Here is an 18,989-nt window from a genome sequence, read left to right on the forward strand (position 1 = left end):
TTAAAACCTGCGTTATCGCAGGTTTACATTTGTCTTTTACCATACTACGTGAAGTTTTTTCGCACTTAATTTGTACGTATTACTACGTAATAATTTATTGCAATGGAGTTTCAATCAGGACAAGCCAACAAAACATTATTTATTAACACACTTGCGTTTACCATCTGCTTCGGTGCCTGGATGCTCAATGCTATCCTGGTTACCTTTTTGGTGGATAACCAACTATTCAATTGGACTGCAGTTGAAATGGGCTGGCTGATGGGAATTCCAGTATTGACAGGTGCAATTTTCAGGTTGCCTGCGGGCATTTTAACAGATAAATATGGTGGCAAACCTGTATTCACTGGCTTGCTACTAGTTTGCGCCATTCCGATGTGTTTACTCTCCTATTCCAACAGTTTCTGGACTTATGCCCTATGTAGCTTAGGGTTTGGCTTGGCCGGCACTAGCTTTGCAATTGGTATTGCATTTAGTTCTGTCTGGTTTCCAAAAGAAAAACAAGGAACTGCTTTAGGTATATTCGGAGCCGGAAATGCAGGAGCAGCCATCACAACCCTTCTTGGGCCAAAAATTCTAGACTTTCTAACCGATGGAAAAACAAACCCGGTAGGCTGGAGACAAATGCCGTTGATTTATGCCGGCTGTTTGGTAGTAATGGCTATCATCTTCTTCCTTTCCACCACAAACAAAAAACCTTCAGGAGAAGTACGCTCGATTCCTGTCCTACTGAATCCTCTTAAAAGTATCAGGGTATGGAGATTTGGGCTTTATTATTTCCTGGTTTTCGGCTGCTTTGTTGCATTTGCCGGATGGCTGGTTCCATATTATACCAACGTGTATGGTTTTGATTTAGCTACTGCTGGCCTTTTGGCTTCTTGCTTCAGTATTCCTTCAGGAGTTATTAGAGCTTTTGGCGGCTGGCTCTCGGATAAGTTCGGAGCCAGAGCGGTCATGTATAGAGTATTAGGAGGAAGTATGATTATCTCAATGGCATTGCTTCTTCCTCGTATGGACATCTATTCAGCCGGCAAGGGTTTCTCTGCTCCTCAGAGCGGCACCATCACAGCCATTAGCTCAGATTTCATTACCATCAATGATCAACCCTACCCCATTGTTGCCAAAACTTTCAAACTAGAAAACACCGAAGATGAATTCCATTTTTGGCCCATCAAAGAAACCTGGCAATAGCCTGTGGTGTCTGTTGGTAACCAGGTCACTAAAAAGCAATTATTAGCAGAAGGCGTTACTCATATTTACTTTCAGGCCAACGCATGGATATTTTCTATTCTTGCCATTCTCTTGGGTTCTGTTTGGGGAATAGGCAAAGCAGCTGTATACAAACATATTCCGGACTATTTCCCAGACCAAGTGGGAGTTGTTGGCGGTATGGTTGGAGTACTTGGTGGATTAGGCGGTTTTGTATGCCCCATTATTTTTGGCTATCTATTGACAGAAACAGGTCTTTGGTCAAGCTGCTGGCTGCTCATGCTCGGGCTATCTGTAGTTTGTCTAGGCTGGATGCACAGCGTTGTGCAAAAGATGAGCGACGAAGCCTCTCCAAGCCTAAAAGAAAACTTCGAAGTAGTACAGAATTAATCTTCAATTAGAATGAGGCACAAGTTGTACCTAGATCCAACCTATTAGTACAAGTTATACCGTACCTGAGCTATCTACCATCTAGATCAAACTATATCATGGAAGACTTATTTTACTTTTCAAGATTCCTTAATTTTCATAAAGGAATAAGTAAAATCTGATCAATATTAATTTTTGAGCTGTCGGAAATCATATTCTACTCCAAAACTCTCTACTAGGTTTGCTTCATTCCGATATCTGTAATTGAGATTCAAAGCCAAACAAAAACCAAACAAACTTTATCATGAAACATCTACTCACTACCATTTGCATCCTTTGCATCTCCATTTCCTCCCATGCTCAGTTTTCCTTATCGGGCGAGGTCAACGCCAGATCAGAATTTAGAAATGGTTTCAAAAAACCAATAAGCGAAGGTCAAGACCCTGCATTTTTCACAGAACAGCGTACCAGACTAAATGCCGGTTACAAAACTGATGAATATGAAATGCAAGTAGAATTGCAGGATGTTCGGATGTGGGGAGAGGATGGTATCGTGGACAAAGATTATAGTGGGTCCTTTGGTGTCTCCCAAGCTTGGGCACGATACTATATGTCTAACAAAGTATCAGTAAAATTTGGTCGCCAAATGATCTCCTATGACAATCAAAGAATGTTCGGTGGATTAGAATGGGCCATGCAAGGTTTGAGACATGATGCGGCGCTTTTCATGTACGAAGACTCTTCCAAACTAAAAATACACGTGGGACTTGCCTACAATCAAAACCCTGAAACGGGTGCTGAACCTGTGAGGCTTACAGGCACCTACTATCCACCATTTACTGGCAATGGGGCTTATCACGCTACCGGCAACTACAAACATATGGAATTCGCCTACCTAAACAAGCAATATGATGAAGGAAGCTTATCAGCTTATTTAGTTAACGATGGACGACAGTACGGATTGGAAGACTCGGTAGCCAATCGGCAAACCTATGGTTTGATGGGAATGAAAAAACTGGGCAACACAAAGTTAAATGGAGAGGTATTCTATCAGGGAGGAAAATACGCGCTCAGCGATCTTAGTTCTTATATGTTTTCTCTTTCTACTACTTTTAAAACTGCAGCCACGCCTCTCACCATTGGTTATGATCATTTATCTGGACAAGATCCTAACAGCAGCAAAGTCACAGCTTTTTCTCCACTGTTTGGCACTAATCACGCACTCTATGGATACATGGATTATTTTTATGTAGGTAATGGTCACAGTGACGTAGGCCTACAGGACATCTATCTTAAAACTAAATTTAAAATAGGGAAAGGCGCATTATCTGGACATGTACACTACTTTTTAGGAGCCAGCACGATTTATGAAGCCGACGGAGTAACTGAAGCTAGTGCCTCACTAGGAACAGAACTTGATTTGGTATATGTAAGAAAGCTAGGTAGTGCTGGCACATTTAAATTGGGCTATTCTCAAATGTTTGACACTGACTCCATGGATCTGATCAAAAACACACCGAATTCAAAATCACTTAATAATTGGGCTTGGGTACAATTGATTTTCAAGCCTACGTTCTTGTAAGACTTCATCGGCTTCATGACGAGTCTCACATTTTTACATCCAATCCGCTCTTAATCATAAACACTTTAGGAGCGGATTTTTTTATGCTTTTCTATATCAAAATATCAAACAGCAATCTCTATTCCTTTCAATCATATATTGCCTTAGAAATTCAGTATTCTCATCTCACCATCTAAGTAATTTAAGAACCAACCAGTTTGCTCCTTCAACACATTCGGGGGTTTTCAATTACTCAGTTTTAATTAGAAAATCACCTTAAAACACCAATATGACTACTTAATTGACTCAATCAAACTACGTAGATACTAAAACCAACCTTCAACTTATCTGCGTTTTCGCAGAAATAAAAGCCGAATAAAAAAGATTCCAAGGCTGTCATATACCATTTCATCACTCGCAAGGCCCAACTAGGTTTGCCATACAATTACGTAATAGTACGCAAACATTGTTAACCCAGCCAAAACAATAATTTAAGTACTAAACTAAAGAGTCATGAAAAAACTAATACCGGCTTTGTTCGCCATTATCCTAACCATCACCTCAGCACAAGCTCAATTTTCTTTGAGTGCGGAAGTTAATGCCAGATCTGAATTTAGAAATGGATTTAAAAAACCAATTACCGATGGTCAGGATCCGGCCTTCTTCACAGAACAGAGAACGCGACTATACGCCAATTACAAGGCCGATGAATATGAAGTAAACATCGCACTACAAGACATTAGAATGTGGGGAGCGGATGGAATCGTAGACAAAACTTACGGTGGTTCATTTGGTATCTCCGAAGCATGGGCCAGATACTATATGTCTGATAAATTCTCTGTGAAATTTGGCCGTCAAATCATCTCCTATGACAATCAAAGAATGTTTGGTGGATTGGAATGGGCGATGCAAGGTCTAAGACATGATGCGGCACTATTCATGTACGAAGATTCACTTGGATTGAAAATACATGCTGGCTTGGCTTACAACCAGAATCCAGCCACAGCAGGCGAACCTGTGAGATTAACAGGCACCTACTATCCTCCTTTTACAGGAAATGGCCCATATCATGCCACCGGCAACTACAAGCACATGCAATTTGCTTACCTAAACAAAAAGTATGAAAGCGGAAGTGTATCAGCCTATTTAGTGAACGATGCCAGACAGTACGGGTTAGAAGATTCTGTAGCCAATAGACAAACCTACGGATTGATGGGTATGAAAAAAGTAGGCGGAGTTAAACTGAATGCTGAGTTTTTCTACCAGGGTGGAAAAGTAGCCCTGAGCGATTTGAGTGCCTATATGTTCTCTGTTTCAGCTACGTTAAAAACAAGCGCTACGCCAGTGATTATAGGATATGATAGATTATCCGGTCAGGATTCAGAATCTACCAAAAACACCACATTTGCACCATTATTCGGAACCAATCATGCCTTTTATGGTTTCATGGATTACTTCTATGTTGGCAACGGCAATAGCAACTCAGGATTGCAAGACATTTACCTAAAAACAAAATTCAAAATTGGTAAAGGAGCCATCCTGGGACATATTCATCAATTCCTAACAGCAAGCACCATCTATGAAGCAGACGGCACAACTGAAGCCAGCGCTTCTTTGGGTACAGAGCTTGACTTGGTGTATGTGACTCCTGTAGGAAAAATAGGAACCTTTAAAGTGGGCTACTCGCAAATGTTCGCTTCGGACAGCATGGACATCATCAAAAACACTACCAATTCTAAATCGCTCAACAACTGGGCTTGGGCACAGTTGATCATCAAACCAAAATTCTTGTAAATCATCCATTCTAAATCAGAAAATCTAAAAACATGAATAAATTAACCACACTCATCACCCGAATAGTTGCTTTCTCGGTCCTCTTAGCTGGAATGGCTGCTTGTAGCAGCGGTACCTCAAAATCCACCGAAACCGAAGTGGCCATAGAGGCACCAAGTAAGACCATACAATTGGAAATAGAAAAGCCACAGCTGACTTTTGGCTTCATCAAATTGACCGACATGGCTCCATTGGCTATAGCCAAAGAATTGGGTTTTTTCGAAGACGAAGGGCTCTACGTCACCATCGAAGCTCAATCCAACTGGAAGAATGTACTCGACCGAGTAATCGATGGTCAATTAGACGGCTCGCACATGCTCGCTGGCCAGCCGATCGCAGCTGGTGCTGGATTCGGTAGACAAGCCAATTTAGTTACTCCTTTTTCCATGGATTTGAATGGAAATGGTATCACCGTATCCAATGATGTTTGGTCTAAAATGAAAGAGAATATACCCATAGATGCTGAAGGCAAGCCGGTACACCCGATCAAAGCTGATGCCTTAAAGCCTGTAATCACTGATTACAAAAACAATGGTAAAGCATTCAAAATGGGTATGGTATTTCCAGTCTCTACGCACAATTATGAAATCAGATATTGGTTAGCAGCCGCAGGGATTAATCCTGGCTTCTACACTTCAGACAATATCCAAGGGCAAGTAGATGCCGAAGTATTGTTATCCGTAACACCTCCACCACAAATGCCAGCAACATTGGAAGCAGGTACTATTTATGGTTACTGTGTAGGCGAACCATGGAACCAGCAAGCAGTATTTAAAGGTATAGGTGTGCCTGTCACTACCAACTACGACGTATGGAAAAACAATCCTGAGAAGGTGTTTGTAATGACCAAAGAGTTTACTGAAAAGTACCCAAATACGGCAGTAGCAGTAACCAAAGCGTTGATCAGAGCAGGTAAGTGGCTCGACACGCCAGGTAACAGACCAAAGGCTGTAGGCATCTTATCTATGCCGGAATATGTGGGTGCAGATTCAGTAGTAATCGCCAACTCCATGACAGGAACTTTCGAGTTCGAAAAAGGAGACAAGCGTTCTATGCCTGATTTCAACGTATTCTTTAGATACCACGCTACATATCCATTCTACTCAGACGGTATCTGGTTCTTGACTCAGATGAGAAGATGGGGACAGATTCCTGAAGAAAAACCAGCCGAATGGTACGAGTCTACAATCAAAGACATTTACAGACCTGACATCTGGAGCAAGGCTGCTGGATTATTAGCAGAAGAAGGCTACCTATCGGCAGATGAGATTCCTGAAACTGATGGTTTCAAACCAGCTACAGCTGAATTCATCGATGGTATTACCTACGACGGCAAAGATCCAATCGGGTATATCAACAGCTTTGAAATAGGCAACAAGGACGAGAAAATTCTTCCTTAAATCAAATGATTTTAAAAACTGAATTCTTATAAACCTGTCACACTGAGGTTCTCGAAATGTCTGTCAGCTTCTGGCAGCGAGGCTTCGAGGACCTCAGCCTGACAGCCCTGTTTTTAAAATCACTTTTCACTAATCCAATAAAGAATACAATCATGAAAGATAAAATCATCAAGGTCATTCGCTTTATCGGTCTCGGATTTCTCGAGCCATTAGTCAGACTATGTTATGGAGAAGAAACGCAAAAGAATGCCACCAACTTTGTCAAGCAAGCCTTGTTCCCGGTGTTTTCGATTCTTTTGTTTTTAGCCATCTGGCAATCTGGTGCCACACACCTCTACAACAAAGAAGCTGATAGAAAAATTGAAAAGGCACTAAAAGACCAAGGGGAAGAAGCCGCCGCTGATATGGAAGCCTGTATCGAGTCGGGTGACGTAAGTTGTCAACCAAATACTCTACCATCCCCTGCACAGGTCTGGGGAGCGTATCGCTCTCTGCTGGCGGATCACAAGATCATTGCCTCAAAGAAGGATGAGTTTGCAGAGAAAACGGCCAAGACCAATGCCAAGCGAGCTGAAAAGGGCCTCGACCCAATCACATACACAGGACGTCCTTCATTTGTTGACCAAATACTAACCAGCCTAAAGACTGTCTTTGCTGGCTTTCTTTTGGCGGCGATAGTAGCCATTCCCATCGGAATCATTATTGGCTTAAGCCAAACTTTGAGAACGTCATTCAACTGGTTGATTCAAATTTTTAAGCCTGTTTCTCCCGTGGTTTGGTTACTACTAGTCTTTATGATCATCAAAACCTTGATCACTGACCCAGACATGGACAAGTCGTTTATGATCTCCTTCATCAGTGTAGGGCTATGCGCCATGTGGGCCACATTAGTCAATACGAGTATGGGTGTTTCGTCTGTCGACAAAGACTTCATTAATGTATCGAAAGTATTAAGACTCTCGGTTGGGAAAAATATTTTCAAGGTTATTCTACCCGCTTCAATTCCACTGATTTTTACGGGACTTAGAATCACACTATCAGTAGCATGGATGGTACTTATTGCCATTGAATTGTTGGCGCAAAGCCCGGGACTTGGCTCTTTCGTATGGGAGGAATTTCAGAATGGAGCTAACGACTCCAACGCCAAAATCATCGTGGCCATGTTCGTCATCGGCATCATCGGTTTTGCCTTGGATCGTATCATGCTTACCATTCAGAAGTTCATGTCTTTCAATAAAGCCGAAATCGCTTAAACCCAATCACTATGGCATTTTTAGAACTGAATCATGTGAGCAAGTCCTACGGGACTGGCAAAGAAAAAGTAGAAGTACTGGACGATATCAATCTTCATGTAGAAGAGGGAGAATTTGTAGCCATTGTAGGCTTTACTGGTAGCGGAAAAACCACCCTGATCAACTTGATCAATGGCCTGCACTTCCCTGACGCTGGAGAAGTTCTTCTAAACGGCAAGCACATTGCAGGCCCTGGTCCTGATCGAGGCGTAGTATTCCAAAACTATTCCCTCCTCCCCTGGCTTAGCGTTCGTGGTAATGTAAAGCTGGCAATAGATCAAGCTTATCCCAACGCCTCAAGCAAGGAAAAAGACGAAAAGGCGGAAACGTATGTAGACATGGTGCATCTGAGCCATGCCATAGACAAAAAGCCTGCAGAACTGTCTGGTGGCATGCGCCAACGGGTTTCTGTGGCCAGAGCACTAGCTATGAATCCCGAAATGCTACTCATGGACGAGCCGCTCTCAGCACTCGATGCACTAACGAGAGGCAGTTTGCAGGAAGAAATCGTTAACATCTGGAGCAAAGACAAGAAGACTTGCTTACTGATTACCAACGACGTGGATGAGTGCATCATCATGGCGGATCGCATCATTCCGCTCAAACCTGGACCAAAGGCGACCTTAGGACCAGAATTCAAGGTGGACTTCCCGAGACCACGCGTGATCACTGAGATCAACAAAGATCCTGAATACAAAAAGCTCCGAAACGAAGTGTTCGAATACTTGATTGAAGTAGGTGCTTCACGAAGCTCTTCAAGCGACGAGTCTTATGAACTCCCAGATTTACAACCAGTCATGCCTGGTCGCATACAGTGGAGAAAGAAAACAGAGAAAGAAAAAACTAAATTCTTTTAGAACCTATAGATATGGAAGTATTAGAAAAAAAAGAAATCATCAAATCGAGCTTGGGAGTACCCATGCTTGACTCACGACCAGACCGATTGGTTTGCAAAGACTTAACGAAAATTTACCATACGCCGAATGGTGACTACACTGTACTATCCGAACTAGAACTTCATGTGAAACAAGGCGAATTCATCTCCATCATTGGTCATTCTGGATGTGGAAAATCCACCCTCCTATCAATGATTGCAGGCCTCAATGACATCAGCGCAGGCAAAGTTCTGGTAGATGATGAGGTGGTGAGAGGTGCCGGGCCAGATCGTGCCGTGGTGTTTCAGTCCCCCAGTTTATTTCCTTGGCTCACGGCTTTGCAAAATGTTTTGATTGGAGTGAAACAAGTATTTCCTCATGCCAGCAAGTCGCAAAAACTAGATATCTGTAAATACTATCTAAGCAAAGTTGGCTTGGGTAAGGACATGAACAAACGGGCCAGCGAACTAAGCCAAGGCATGCAGCAGCGTGTAGGCATCGCTAGAGCCTTTGCACTGAAACCTAAAGTACTACTACTAGATGAGCCTTTTGGTATGTTGGACTCATTAACTCGGGGCGAACTACAAGACGTATTGCTCGAAGTGTGGCAGAAAGAAAAAATTACCGCCTTGATGGTGACTCATGACGTAGATGAATCCATCTTCTTGGCCGACCGAGTGATCATGATGACCAGTGGTCCGTTTGCTAAAATCGGAGATGAACTGACTATCCCATTTGAGCGACCGAGAGATCGCGTGCATGTACTTGAGCATCCGGATTATTACGAATACAGAAGCTATTTAATGAATTTTTTAAACCATTGATATGAAAAAATTAACGATTCAGTACCTCATGTTTTTAGGTGTTTTGACCCTGGCCATTGTGGCCAGTCAAATTCTCATCCAACGCACCATTTCCGATAGCCGAACGGATTCCCGAATTATCAACATCTCAGGTAGACAGCGGATGCTCAGCCAAAAGATCACAAAGTCTGCGTTAAAACTGCCATTGAGTAAAAGTAAGGAGGAGTTTAACCGGACTAAATCGGAATTGACCGATGCCGCCAGACTATGGACAGACTCTCATCAAGCACTTAAGTATGGAAACGAACGTCTGGATGTAAGCAAAATGAATGAGTCAGTGTTTCTTGCGCGGTTGTTTACCCAGATTCAACCGTATTTTCAGTCTATCACCGAGGCGGTTATTGAGTTGGATCAATTCAACTATGATCAGTTAGAAGCGGATGCTATTCCTCCTCAAATGGAAGAAGCCATTCAGGCGATCTCCGATCATGAGAAGGATTTTCTAAAGCTCATGAATGACATCACCTTTGAGTACGACAGAATAGCCTCCGAAAAGGTAGAAAAGCTATCCACTTCGGAATACTATCTACTAGCTGGCACTTTGCTGCTGATACTGCTTGAAGCATTTTTTATTTTCCGACCAATGGTAAAAACGTCGAAGCGAAAGGACCATGTGATTTCAGAGTTCAATGATTATGTACAGCAAAGCATTTCTGCATTGGGACAAACCCATCAGGAAAAAGAACTGGCGGACAACATCATTGCTGAAGCTAACGAAAAGATTGACGCACTGTCTACGGTAAACAACAACTTGCGCAAGCGAATCAAGCAAACTAAAAATGAATACGAAAAGAAACTCAGCGAAGAGATCATCAACTACACAGAAATCAGCGAACTGAACACTACTTATGAAAACAAAATTGCTATGCTCGAAAAAGAACTAAAGCGCATGAAGAAAACTGTCTGAATTAACCAGCAGTGGTTAGTGAAAGTGGGGTGAGATCGCCAGATCAATAGCCTCACTTTATTTCTTTATTTAGGTGGAAGTGAAAGAACAAACTCATAACTCCTCTGAAGGTATTTCGCTGCCTGATCCATATTATCTAGCATGTTGTCCGGAACCACGACATAACCTTTCATCACGGCACCATAAGACTTGAATAATGCAGATTGATACTTTTCAATAAACTCTTCCCCATCTTCTTTTGATAATCGGATTCCGATCTCACCAGCTTTATTCAATTGCGAAAACATATGGCCATTTGCTGAGGTAAAAAGCATACTTTTTCCCTTCAGCTCGATATTTGGATTGGTAGCAATAAGCTGTTCGTACAGTGTCTTTTTATCCTTGGACATTCAATTAAGTTAAAACAAACAGTTCAAAATATCAACCTACGATTCATTTCCAATCAAAACCCACAATCGACTGCTTTTTCAATAATTGTTTAGGTACGCTTTGTTGAATTGAAGACTTGAGTCGGTTGATAACCGAATCTTTGATATAACTATTGTGTACTACGATACTCACCTCTCTCACCGGTTCTGGAGCCGTAAACCTCCGAACATGAAGTCCATCCTTTCCTTCACTCACTGAAAGCTCTGGTACCAGCGTATAGCCCACTCCCTTCTGCACTAGACTCTTCAATGCTTCAATGGAACCACTTTGATATTCAAATCCAATAGATGAACCATGTTTAGCGTCTCGACATATAGACAAAGCTTGTTCTCTAAAACAATGCCCTTCATCCAAAACCAATACTTCACTGGGATCCAGATCATCAGCTAGCATAAGTTTCTCTTCAAGGAAACGGTGCTTTTCTGGTAAATAAAGCAAAAACGGTTCGTAAAATACCGGTATCTCCCTTATCGAAGATTCGTCAAGTGGAGTCACCAATATGCCAATATCGATAATCCCATTTTCGAGCTGTGAAATTATCTGACTGGTTTGAAGTTCCCTTATCTTCAAGTGAACCTTAGGATTCTCTTCGATAAACGATGGTAAAAATTGTGGCAATAAATATGGAGCCAACGTGGGGATAATTCCTACTGTGAATTCACCTTCGAGTGATTCTTTTTCATGGGTAACAAATTCTTTAAGCTGTTTAGTTTCTCGAAGGATCTGTCTTGCTCTGAGAATGATCTCCTTTCCTATTTTAGTTGGTTGAAGTGGTTTCTTATCCCTATCAAAAATCCTGACACCAATTTCCTCCTCCAGTTTTTTGACTTGCATAGTCAAATTAGGTTGAGAAACATAACAATGCTCCGCAGCACTCACATAGTGCCTATATTCATCCAGGGCAACGATATATTCAAATTGCTGTAAAGTCATATAAATTTATATTATACAAGTATAACAATTATTGATTTGAATAATAACTTTTAAATGACCAGATTTATAGAACATTGAATTCGAAAATAAAACATCTATAAAAATGGAAAACAATAGTAACGGCGCAGGCAAATGTCCCTTTCACGGAGGGCAACTCAATCAAACCGCAGGTGGTGGCACATCCAATCTAGACTGGTGGCCCAACATGTTGAAATTGAATATTCTAAGGCAACATGCTAATCTCTCTGACCCTATGGGAGACGATTTCAATTATGCGGAGGAATTTAAAAAACTAGACCTAAGCGCAATAAAAAAAGACTTATATGATTTAATGACTGATTCTCAAGATTGGTGGCCGGCGGACTACGGGCATTATGGACCGCTGTTCATTCGTATGGCATGGCATAGTGCTGGAACCTATAGAATCTCTGACGGTCGAGGTGGTGCAGGTACTGGCACCCAGCGATTTGCACCTTTGAACAGCTGGCCAGATAATGGCAATTTGGACAAGGCTCGTTTGTTGTTATGGCCAATCAAACAAAAATATGGCAAGCAAATTTCTTGGGCAGATTTGATGATCCTAGCAGGCAATTGCGCTTTGGAGTCTATGGGCTTTAAGACCTTTGGCTTTGCAGGTGGACGTGAAGATGTTTGGCAACCAGAAGAAGACATTTATTGGGGTGCAGAAACTGAATGGTTGGGAGATAAAAGATATCATGGAGATCGTGATCAACTAGAAAATCCTTTGGGCGCCGTTCAAATGGGACTCATTTATGTTAACCCAGAAGGTCCAAACGGAAACCCTGACCCATTGAAATCAGCCCTCGACATACGGGAGACTTTTGGCCGAATGGCTATGAATGACGAAGAAACAGTTGCGTTAGTAGCGGGCGGCCATACCTTTGGCAAAGCCCATGGCGCCGCTGATCCCGATAAGTATGTCGGAAGAGAACCCGCTGGAGCGAGCATCGAAGAGCAAAGCATGGGATGGAAAAACACCTTTGGCAGCGGACATGGTGATGACACCATCACTAGCGGCATAGAAGGTGCCTGGACCCCATCTCCTACCGAGTGGAACAATGAATACTTTGATGTATTGTTCGGCTATGACTGGGAGCTCACCAAAAGTCCCGCTGGCGCACATCAATGGACACCTACAGCAGCATCGAATGCTAAAATGGCTCCTGCCGCTGGAGACGCTTCGAAGACTCAGGCACTGATGATGACTACGGCCGATATGGCGCTTAAAATGGACCCTACTTATGAACCCATTTCCAGGAGATTTCATGAGAACCCGGAGCTGTTTGCAGATGCCTTTGCACGTGCATGGTTTAAATTAACTCATAGAGACATGGGACCTATTGCTCGCTATCTGGGTTCAGAAGTACCATCAGAAGAACTCATCTGGCAAGACCCAATTCCATCAGCATCACAACCATTGATCAGCAACAAAGATGTTGAGGAACTAAAAGGAAAAATTCTTTCATCTGGACTATCTGTTTCACAATTGGTCTCTACTGCATGGGCGTCAGCCTCTACTTTTCGCGGATCAGACATGAGGGGTGGCGCTAATGGTGCTCGTATTCGATTGGCACCGCAAAAAGATTGGAAAGTGAATAACCCTTCTCAGTTAGCTGGTGTAATAGAAAAGTTAACAAGCATCCAAAATGATTTTGGTAAAGCGGTTTCACTTGCGGACCTTATTGTTCTGGGGGGTTGTGCGGGTATTGAACAGGCAGCCAAAGATGCTGGGCAAAATATTTCCGTACCCTTTACTCCAGGAAGAGCAGACGCTTCAGAGGAACAAACTGATGTGGATTCTTTTGCTGCATTAGAACCAAAAGCAGATGGATTCAGAAACTATAAGAAAGACGGATACGCAGTATCGGCGGAGGAGATGTTAGTAGACAAAGCGCAACTTCTTACACTTACAGCACCAGAGATGACAGTATTGATTGGTGGCATGCGTGTTTTGCAAACGAACTTCGATCAATCTCAGCACGGTGTTTTCACTAAACAGCCTGGTAAATTGACCAATGACTTTTTCGTCAATCTGCTAGACTTAAGTACGACGTGGAAAGCCACTTCTGATACACAAGAAGTATTTGAAGGGCGTAACCGAAAGACTGGAGAAGTATTGTGGACAGGTTCTCGAGTAGATCTAATTTTTGGTTCAAATACAGAACTGAGAGCTTTGGCTGAAGTCTATGGATGCGCTGATGCTCAAGACAAATTCTTGACTGATTTCGTTGCCGCTTGGGATAAGGTTATGAATCTGGATCGGTTCGACTTGAAATAGTCCTTAAAATTATAGATTAAGTAAGCATGCTACTTTCATAGCACGCTTACTTATCTTTAGTCATAACCCAACAACATGATACATCTGATCACTATCACTGGTCCTAGTGCCAGAAAGTTGTATTTGGAGGAAAGTCAGACGTCAGACTTCAAATCTCTGATGAGAACGATCACATCAGGTCGAGTCATGATTGTTTCAACTAAGTTTAGGTCAGATTTATTCTATAGCGCTGAAAAACCAAAACATGATACCATATTAAAACTATGGGCGTTTTATGCTAAAACAGAATTACCCACAATTCTCAATCATAACCTTCAAACTTATATAGGGCGAGAAAACTCGTTTACCAGATACTTTCAGTCCATCAACAAACTCGCTTCTAACTGGCATTTCTACCATTTATATCAAAAGTCTTTCTTTCAGACTTTCAATAATGATCAGCAAAATCCAGTGGCCTTGGTTGTAATTGGATGTGATCAACATTTGCTCAAACATCCGAGTATCAACAGAGAACCTTTACTTGGCTCCAAAAGTCAAATTACCCCCGTATTAACAGAAGACACTTTCGCATTAGCTATGCATATTATTCATAGTGAATCGCATATTAACTAAATAGCTTTAAAAAAAGAGCGGCCATCAGGTCTATCTGATGGCCGCTCTTTATAAATTAGTCTAACCCAATCATAATGAAAGGGCCCCAGAAAATTGGGTCTTTATATTCGTCTCGAATTTCTTGCTTGGCTTCAATAAAAGAAGCTCTCTTGTCTCCAGTAGCTAGCCATTTCGAGTAAAACTTAACCATTAGTTTTTGCGTGGCTTCATCGGAGACTTTAAACAAACTCATGATAATGGTACGCGCTCCAGCTACCAAGAAAGCTCGCTGTAAACCATACACTCCTTCACCAGCCTGAATCTCCCCTAATCCAGTTTCACATGCGGAGAGCACTACTAAATCTGTTTTATCCAGGTTTAAGTTCATAGCCTCATAAGCGGTCAGGATACCATCATCTAAATTGAAGTTGGAGGTCGTTTCATTAAGAATATCTCCTGCCCCACTCATCAACAATCCTGTCTTTAGCAATGGATTTTGCGCAGCAAGGTTTTCATTCATTGCAATATCCTCAGAACTTAAATCAGCATCCGGCTGAAAAAACCCATGCGTAGCGATATGGAAAATCTTAGGATTATCCATTGCTTTTATGGCTTGCTCCGTGGCTTGCTTTTCTTTATGATCTGTAGTTACCCATCCATCTCGTCTAAGTAAATCTTTAAGTTCTGTTACTTCCTTTTCGGTACCAGGCAATTGTCCAATCACGTCAGGATTACCTCCTCGGGTAGTCGCACGTCCGGTCCAACTTCCCGGTTTGGATGAAACATAGTACGTAGGATTTCCGAACATTTCAGCAGTGTTTGCCTCTTGTATCACATTGGTTGTAATTTTATCATAGTACAAATCTTTTGTATTACTCACCAAAATAATATTTGACCGATCAAGGACGTAACTACCATCCTCCAACTTAATGGCTTCCAAATTCAGCTGATTATACACCCCATCCGCAGAGACGTATATTCTATTCGGGTTGCCAATTACATCCTGTATAGGTCTCCAGAAATTATCGTAGGATTTCTGATCTTCAATTCTAAACTTGATACTATTTCTATAGAGTTTCAAGTATTTAGATTCCATATCCTTTCCATTCTTTAATAGAATTAACCCAGGAGTGCTTTTCTTTTCATTTTTCACATACATCACCGCATACATCACAGAATCCTTAGAGAACCCATGATCGAAAACACGGAACCTAACCATTTCCAAGGCTACTTCATTTGGATTCAGCGATCTTTGCACATCTTGCCAAGTCACTACCTTAGAGTCAAAACCAGAACTAAAATCCTCTGATTGCTGACTGAGTTGCTTCTCAAGGTCCTCTACCTCCACTTGTAGAACATTACCATCTATCCCCGCTTGTGCCAGCTGATCAGCACTCATGGATAATACTTGTGTTAGCGTTTCCTTTTTAGCCTCCCATTCACGATAGGTAGATATCAATGCTTCGTCACCAGAGGACAGAATTCGTTGTCTGATTTTAATCGATGAGCTCAACAACAAAGCTTTTGTAAGCAGTGCATTATTGTACAACGTTCCAACCAGCTCGCCATCCTTCCCACTGTAGTTGATAACAATGGTATTGTAAAACTCATAGTCCTGCTTAATGGTATTCCAAAACTTAGCTTTTTCTCTTTCAGACAAAGAAGGAAAGTAATCTTTGATGAATACCGCATAATTTTCCAACACTTCCTCAATAGATTCTTGAGAGCGTTTGATGTCCCCTTGCATGAAATAGGTCTTACTCATTTTAGAAAGCACCTTTACATATTCTGGGTGAGATTTACTGAAAAAGCTCTCATAGAGACTCTTTGCTTTACCATAATATCCTTCAGCTTCATCGTACTGTTTTTGATTATAGTAAATGTCTCCTCGAAGAATATTAATCGTAGCTGCATTGATATTATTTCTACGGCCTATTCGTCTGTCCCAAATGTTAGCTGCGTCTTCCAAATAAACGAATGCTTCATCAAACCTTCGCTCCGCTACATATACTATAGCCAAGTTTTTTAGCACTTCAGCATAATGGGGATTAGAACCGCCCAATTTCTTTCCAATAATCTTTTCTGCCCTCAAGAATAGATCTTCAACCTCAATCGTTGGCGCATTATTATAAAAGCGAACCAAAGCCAAATCAGACACCGCCCGAGCCACATCAATATGATCTCTTCCGAATTGCGCTTCTCGGATTTCGATCACTTGTTCTAGCAGCGTTTCTGCAGCATCATAATCACCAATCGTAGTATTGATTTTTGCCAGTGTAACTAAACTTGGAGTGATCTTGGAAGACTCTTCACCGAATATACTGTTGGTAATATTAAAGGCTCTATTAGCAACTTGTTCGGCTAATGTATAATCCCCAAGAATCATTTTTAATCTAGCCTTCAAAATGAGAGGATCATTGAGATGACGACTCGTAGGTCCGAATCTTTTTTCTTTTTTCTTTAAGTCTCCTTCGATCAATTTTTCCGCCTCTCGATATCTACCAATATCGACATATACCTCTGCTAGTTCATCTTCGATTTCAATCCCTGAAGTTTCTACCGTTCGAATACCAGCTTTTTGAAGTCTCTCTGACTTGTTGATATTATCTTCAGCCTCATCATACTCCCCTTTAATGGCAAACAAAGTCGCTTGAGTAATCAACGATTGAGCATAGTATCCACCTGCGAGTTCTTTGTCGGCTTTTTCTAATATCCTCAGTGCTTCCTCAATATTCTTCTCCGCTTCGCTATAGAGTCCAATTTTAAATTGGAGATTGGCTATTTTGTCTAGCTCGATAGCATATTCTACATCTTCGTTGTCATATTTTCTTCTAGAGGCTTCGAGTGCTACGTCCAGAATTTCAGATGCTTTATCATACTGATCATTCTCTTCATAAAATACGGCTTGATGATCCAAAATATCCACATAGTCCAAATGACCTTCGTGAATTTCCTTCTTCACGATTTGATCCCAACTGGTATTATATATTTCTAAAGCCTCATCAAATTTTTCCGTAAAGTCTACATAGTAATTGGCTAGTCTCACCTTAGACAAATTGTACTCAGGAGATTCTTCCCCATAGAGCTTTTCCTTTATATTTAAAATTTCAGACAAATATTGATAAGAATTATCGTGCCTTCCGTTTATCACTGCTACGCTATTGGCAAACTCCAACATTTCAATTCGCTTTTGGTGAAATTTAGGTATGACAGATTCAGCGCCTAGAATTTCGGCCACTTCATTTTCCAACCCAACATCTTTTCCTCCAAGCAGTACATCGTAATCAATAGTTTCTAGCATCACACTATTGAGACTATTCTTGTCATAATTCTGCTTAATAACTTTTTTAAACTCCGTGATGTGATTGTTGAGTTTCGCTTTGTTACCATTTTTAATGTAACTTTTTATTAATCGCTCTCGAATTTGTATAGTCACATAGTGCTGAGGTAGGTATTTTCTAATCGTATGTATGTAGGCTTTTTCGTATAAATCAACTACTGCATCTATTTCCAATCCATTTTCTTCCAGAAGTAGTGTATTGAGATACTGTGCTTCACTGTATAGGATATCAGCTTTTCCGAGATTATCTTTCACCCATTCTGTGGTATACACAAAAGCTGAATCTGCACTAAGGTAATCTCCCATCTTACGATAGGCATTCCCTTTAAACATCATCATTCTTGCAAATTCTCTTTTACGCTCACGCTCTACACTTTTCTTCGCACCATCATCCAGCATAGCCCTTCCTCGGTAGAAATCCATCTTACCATTTACCAGTTGGATTGCCTCTGTGTAGTAGCCTCTACCTACCTTAATCTGAGCTTCCAAAACATCTACGGCTGCTGCTAGATTTTCATCCATTCCTGCTTCTTCGAGTATGGGACGAGCAGCATCCAAATACTCTTTGGCTTTTAGATAATCGCCATATAGGATCATTACTTCGGTAGATTCTTTCAAAAGTAATGCGTGGACCTCAGAATCCTCCCCATTAACTACAACGCTCATTTCTAAACCTTCAGCCACAGACTGATGAACACCCCCTATAATACCTAGAGCAACATCATATTTTGCCTCTTTGATTCTCGCAATAGGAAGGAACTCATTTACACCTCCAATTTTTTTGGTTGATTGTTTCTTTATTTTTTCAATCTCGTTCCTGGCGCCCGAGTAGTTACCTATTTCATATAGGTCAGCTGCCTTTTCAAGCTTCTTATCGTATTTGGTCTGCCCAAAAGCAGAAGAAAAAGATAAGAGGATGAGAAATAGAGATAAATGCTTCATTTGTTTCATGTTCGATTAGTTTTCTTTAGATCAAAGAATAAACTCGACCACCTTTCTTTCTGGTCTTTGTATAAAATTAAATAATTTTTATTCAACCCTTCTCTCATAAAATGTTGAATTCATTCTTAATTCAATCATATTCGATGAAT

14 protein-coding genes are annotated in these 18,989 nt (G+C 41.3%); 11 read left to right on the top strand and 3 right to left on the bottom strand.

Annotated elements, in window-relative coordinates:
* Positions 1 to 102: 102 nt before the first annotated feature.
* From R8N23_RS15410 to R8N23_RS15450, 9 genes are all read left to right on the top strand, one after another.
* Positions 103 to 1,188, top strand: coding sequence for an MFS transporter (locus R8N23_RS15410; protein ID WP_318172506.1), 1,086 nt, complete (start codon positions 103 to 105; stop codon positions 1,186 to 1,188).
* Between the two features lie 6 nt (positions 1,189 to 1,194).
* Complete coding sequence (locus tag R8N23_RS15415) at positions 1,195 to 1,596, top strand: MFS transporter (protein ID WP_318172507.1); 402 nt, start codon at positions 1,195 to 1,197, stop codon at positions 1,594 to 1,596.
* 283 nt (positions 1,597 to 1,879) lie between these two features.
* Positions 1,880 to 3,157 carry an alginate export family protein gene (locus R8N23_RS15420; protein WP_318172508.1) on the top strand — a complete coding sequence of 426 codons (1,278 nt, stop codon included), beginning with the start codon at positions 1,880 to 1,882 and terminating at the stop codon, positions 3,155 to 3,157.
* A 492-nt stretch (positions 3,158 to 3,649) separates the two neighbouring features.
* Positions 3,650 to 4,930 carry an alginate export family protein gene (locus R8N23_RS15425; RefSeq protein WP_318172509.1) on the top strand — a complete coding sequence of 427 codons (1,281 nt, stop codon included), beginning with the start codon at positions 3,650 to 3,652 and terminating at the stop codon, positions 4,928 to 4,930.
* 32 nt (positions 4,931 to 4,962) lie between these two features.
* Entirely contained in the window at positions 4,963 to 6,369 is a 1,407-nt protein-coding gene (locus tag R8N23_RS15430; protein ID WP_318172510.1) for a CmpA/NrtA family ABC transporter substrate-binding protein, read from the top strand.
* A gap of 152 nt (positions 6,370 to 6,521) precedes the next feature.
* A complete protein-coding gene (locus tag R8N23_RS15435; RefSeq protein ID WP_318172511.1) occupies positions 6,522 to 7,622 on the top strand; it encodes an ABC transporter permease in 1,101 nt (366 codons plus the stop codon).
* Positions 7,623 to 7,633: 11 nt separating this feature from the next.
* Positions 7,634 to 8,518 carry an ABC transporter ATP-binding protein gene (locus R8N23_RS15440; RefSeq protein WP_318172512.1) on the top strand — a complete coding sequence of 295 codons (885 nt, stop codon included), beginning with the start codon at positions 7,634 to 7,636 and terminating at the stop codon, positions 8,516 to 8,518.
* Positions 8,519 to 8,529: 11 nt separating this feature from the next.
* The gene (locus tag R8N23_RS15445; RefSeq protein WP_318172513.1) at positions 8,530 to 9,360 is read left to right on the top strand and encodes an ABC transporter ATP-binding protein; all 831 of its coding nucleotides are present in this window, start codon (positions 8,530 to 8,532) and stop codon (positions 9,358 to 9,360) included.
* 1 nt (position 9,361) lies between these two features.
* A complete protein-coding gene (locus tag R8N23_RS15450; RefSeq protein WP_318172514.1) occupies positions 9,362 to 10,306 on the top strand; it encodes a type IV pili methyl-accepting chemotaxis transducer N-terminal domain-containing protein in 945 nt (314 codons plus the stop codon).
* Between the two features lie 65 nt (positions 10,307 to 10,371).
* Here the strand turns inward: R8N23_RS15450 and R8N23_RS15455 are convergent, their stop codons facing one another.
* Complete coding sequence (locus tag R8N23_RS15455; protein ID WP_318172515.1) at positions 10,372 to 10,695, bottom strand: hypothetical protein; 324 nt, start codon at positions 10,693 to 10,695, stop codon at positions 10,372 to 10,374.
* A gap of 43 nt (positions 10,696 to 10,738) precedes the next feature.
* Positions 10,739 to 11,668 carry a LysR substrate-binding domain-containing protein gene (locus R8N23_RS15460; protein ID WP_318172516.1) on the bottom strand — a complete coding sequence of 310 codons (930 nt, stop codon included), beginning with the start codon at positions 11,666 to 11,668 and terminating at the stop codon, positions 10,739 to 10,741.
* Between the two features lie 103 nt (positions 11,669 to 11,771).
* Here R8N23_RS15460 and katG point away from each other — a divergent pair, with 103 nt between their 5' ends.
* Together katG and R8N23_RS15470 are read left to right on the top strand one after the other, a co-directional pair.
* Positions 11,772 to 13,967 carry a catalase/peroxidase HPI gene (gene katG / locus R8N23_RS15465; protein ID WP_318172517.1) on the top strand — a complete coding sequence of 732 codons (2,196 nt, stop codon included), beginning with the start codon at positions 11,772 to 11,774 and terminating at the stop codon, positions 13,965 to 13,967.
* A 75-nt stretch (positions 13,968 to 14,042) separates the two neighbouring features.
* On the top strand, positions 14,043 to 14,579 hold the full coding sequence (locus tag R8N23_RS15470) for a hypothetical protein (protein ID WP_318172518.1): 537 nt from the start codon (positions 14,043 to 14,045) through the stop codon (positions 14,577 to 14,579).
* A 55-nt stretch (positions 14,580 to 14,634) separates the two neighbouring features.
* Here the strand turns inward: R8N23_RS15470 and R8N23_RS15475 are convergent, their stop codons facing one another.
* Entirely contained in the window at positions 14,635 to 18,840 is a 4,206-nt protein-coding gene (locus R8N23_RS15475) for a CHAT domain-containing tetratricopeptide repeat protein (RefSeq protein WP_318172519.1), read from the bottom strand.
* Positions 18,841 to 18,989: the final 149 nt, after the last annotated feature.

This window comes from Reichenbachiella sp. (assembly GCF_033344935.1).
Classification (GTDB): domain Bacteria; phylum Bacteroidota; class Bacteroidia; order Cytophagales; family Cyclobacteriaceae; genus Reichenbachiella.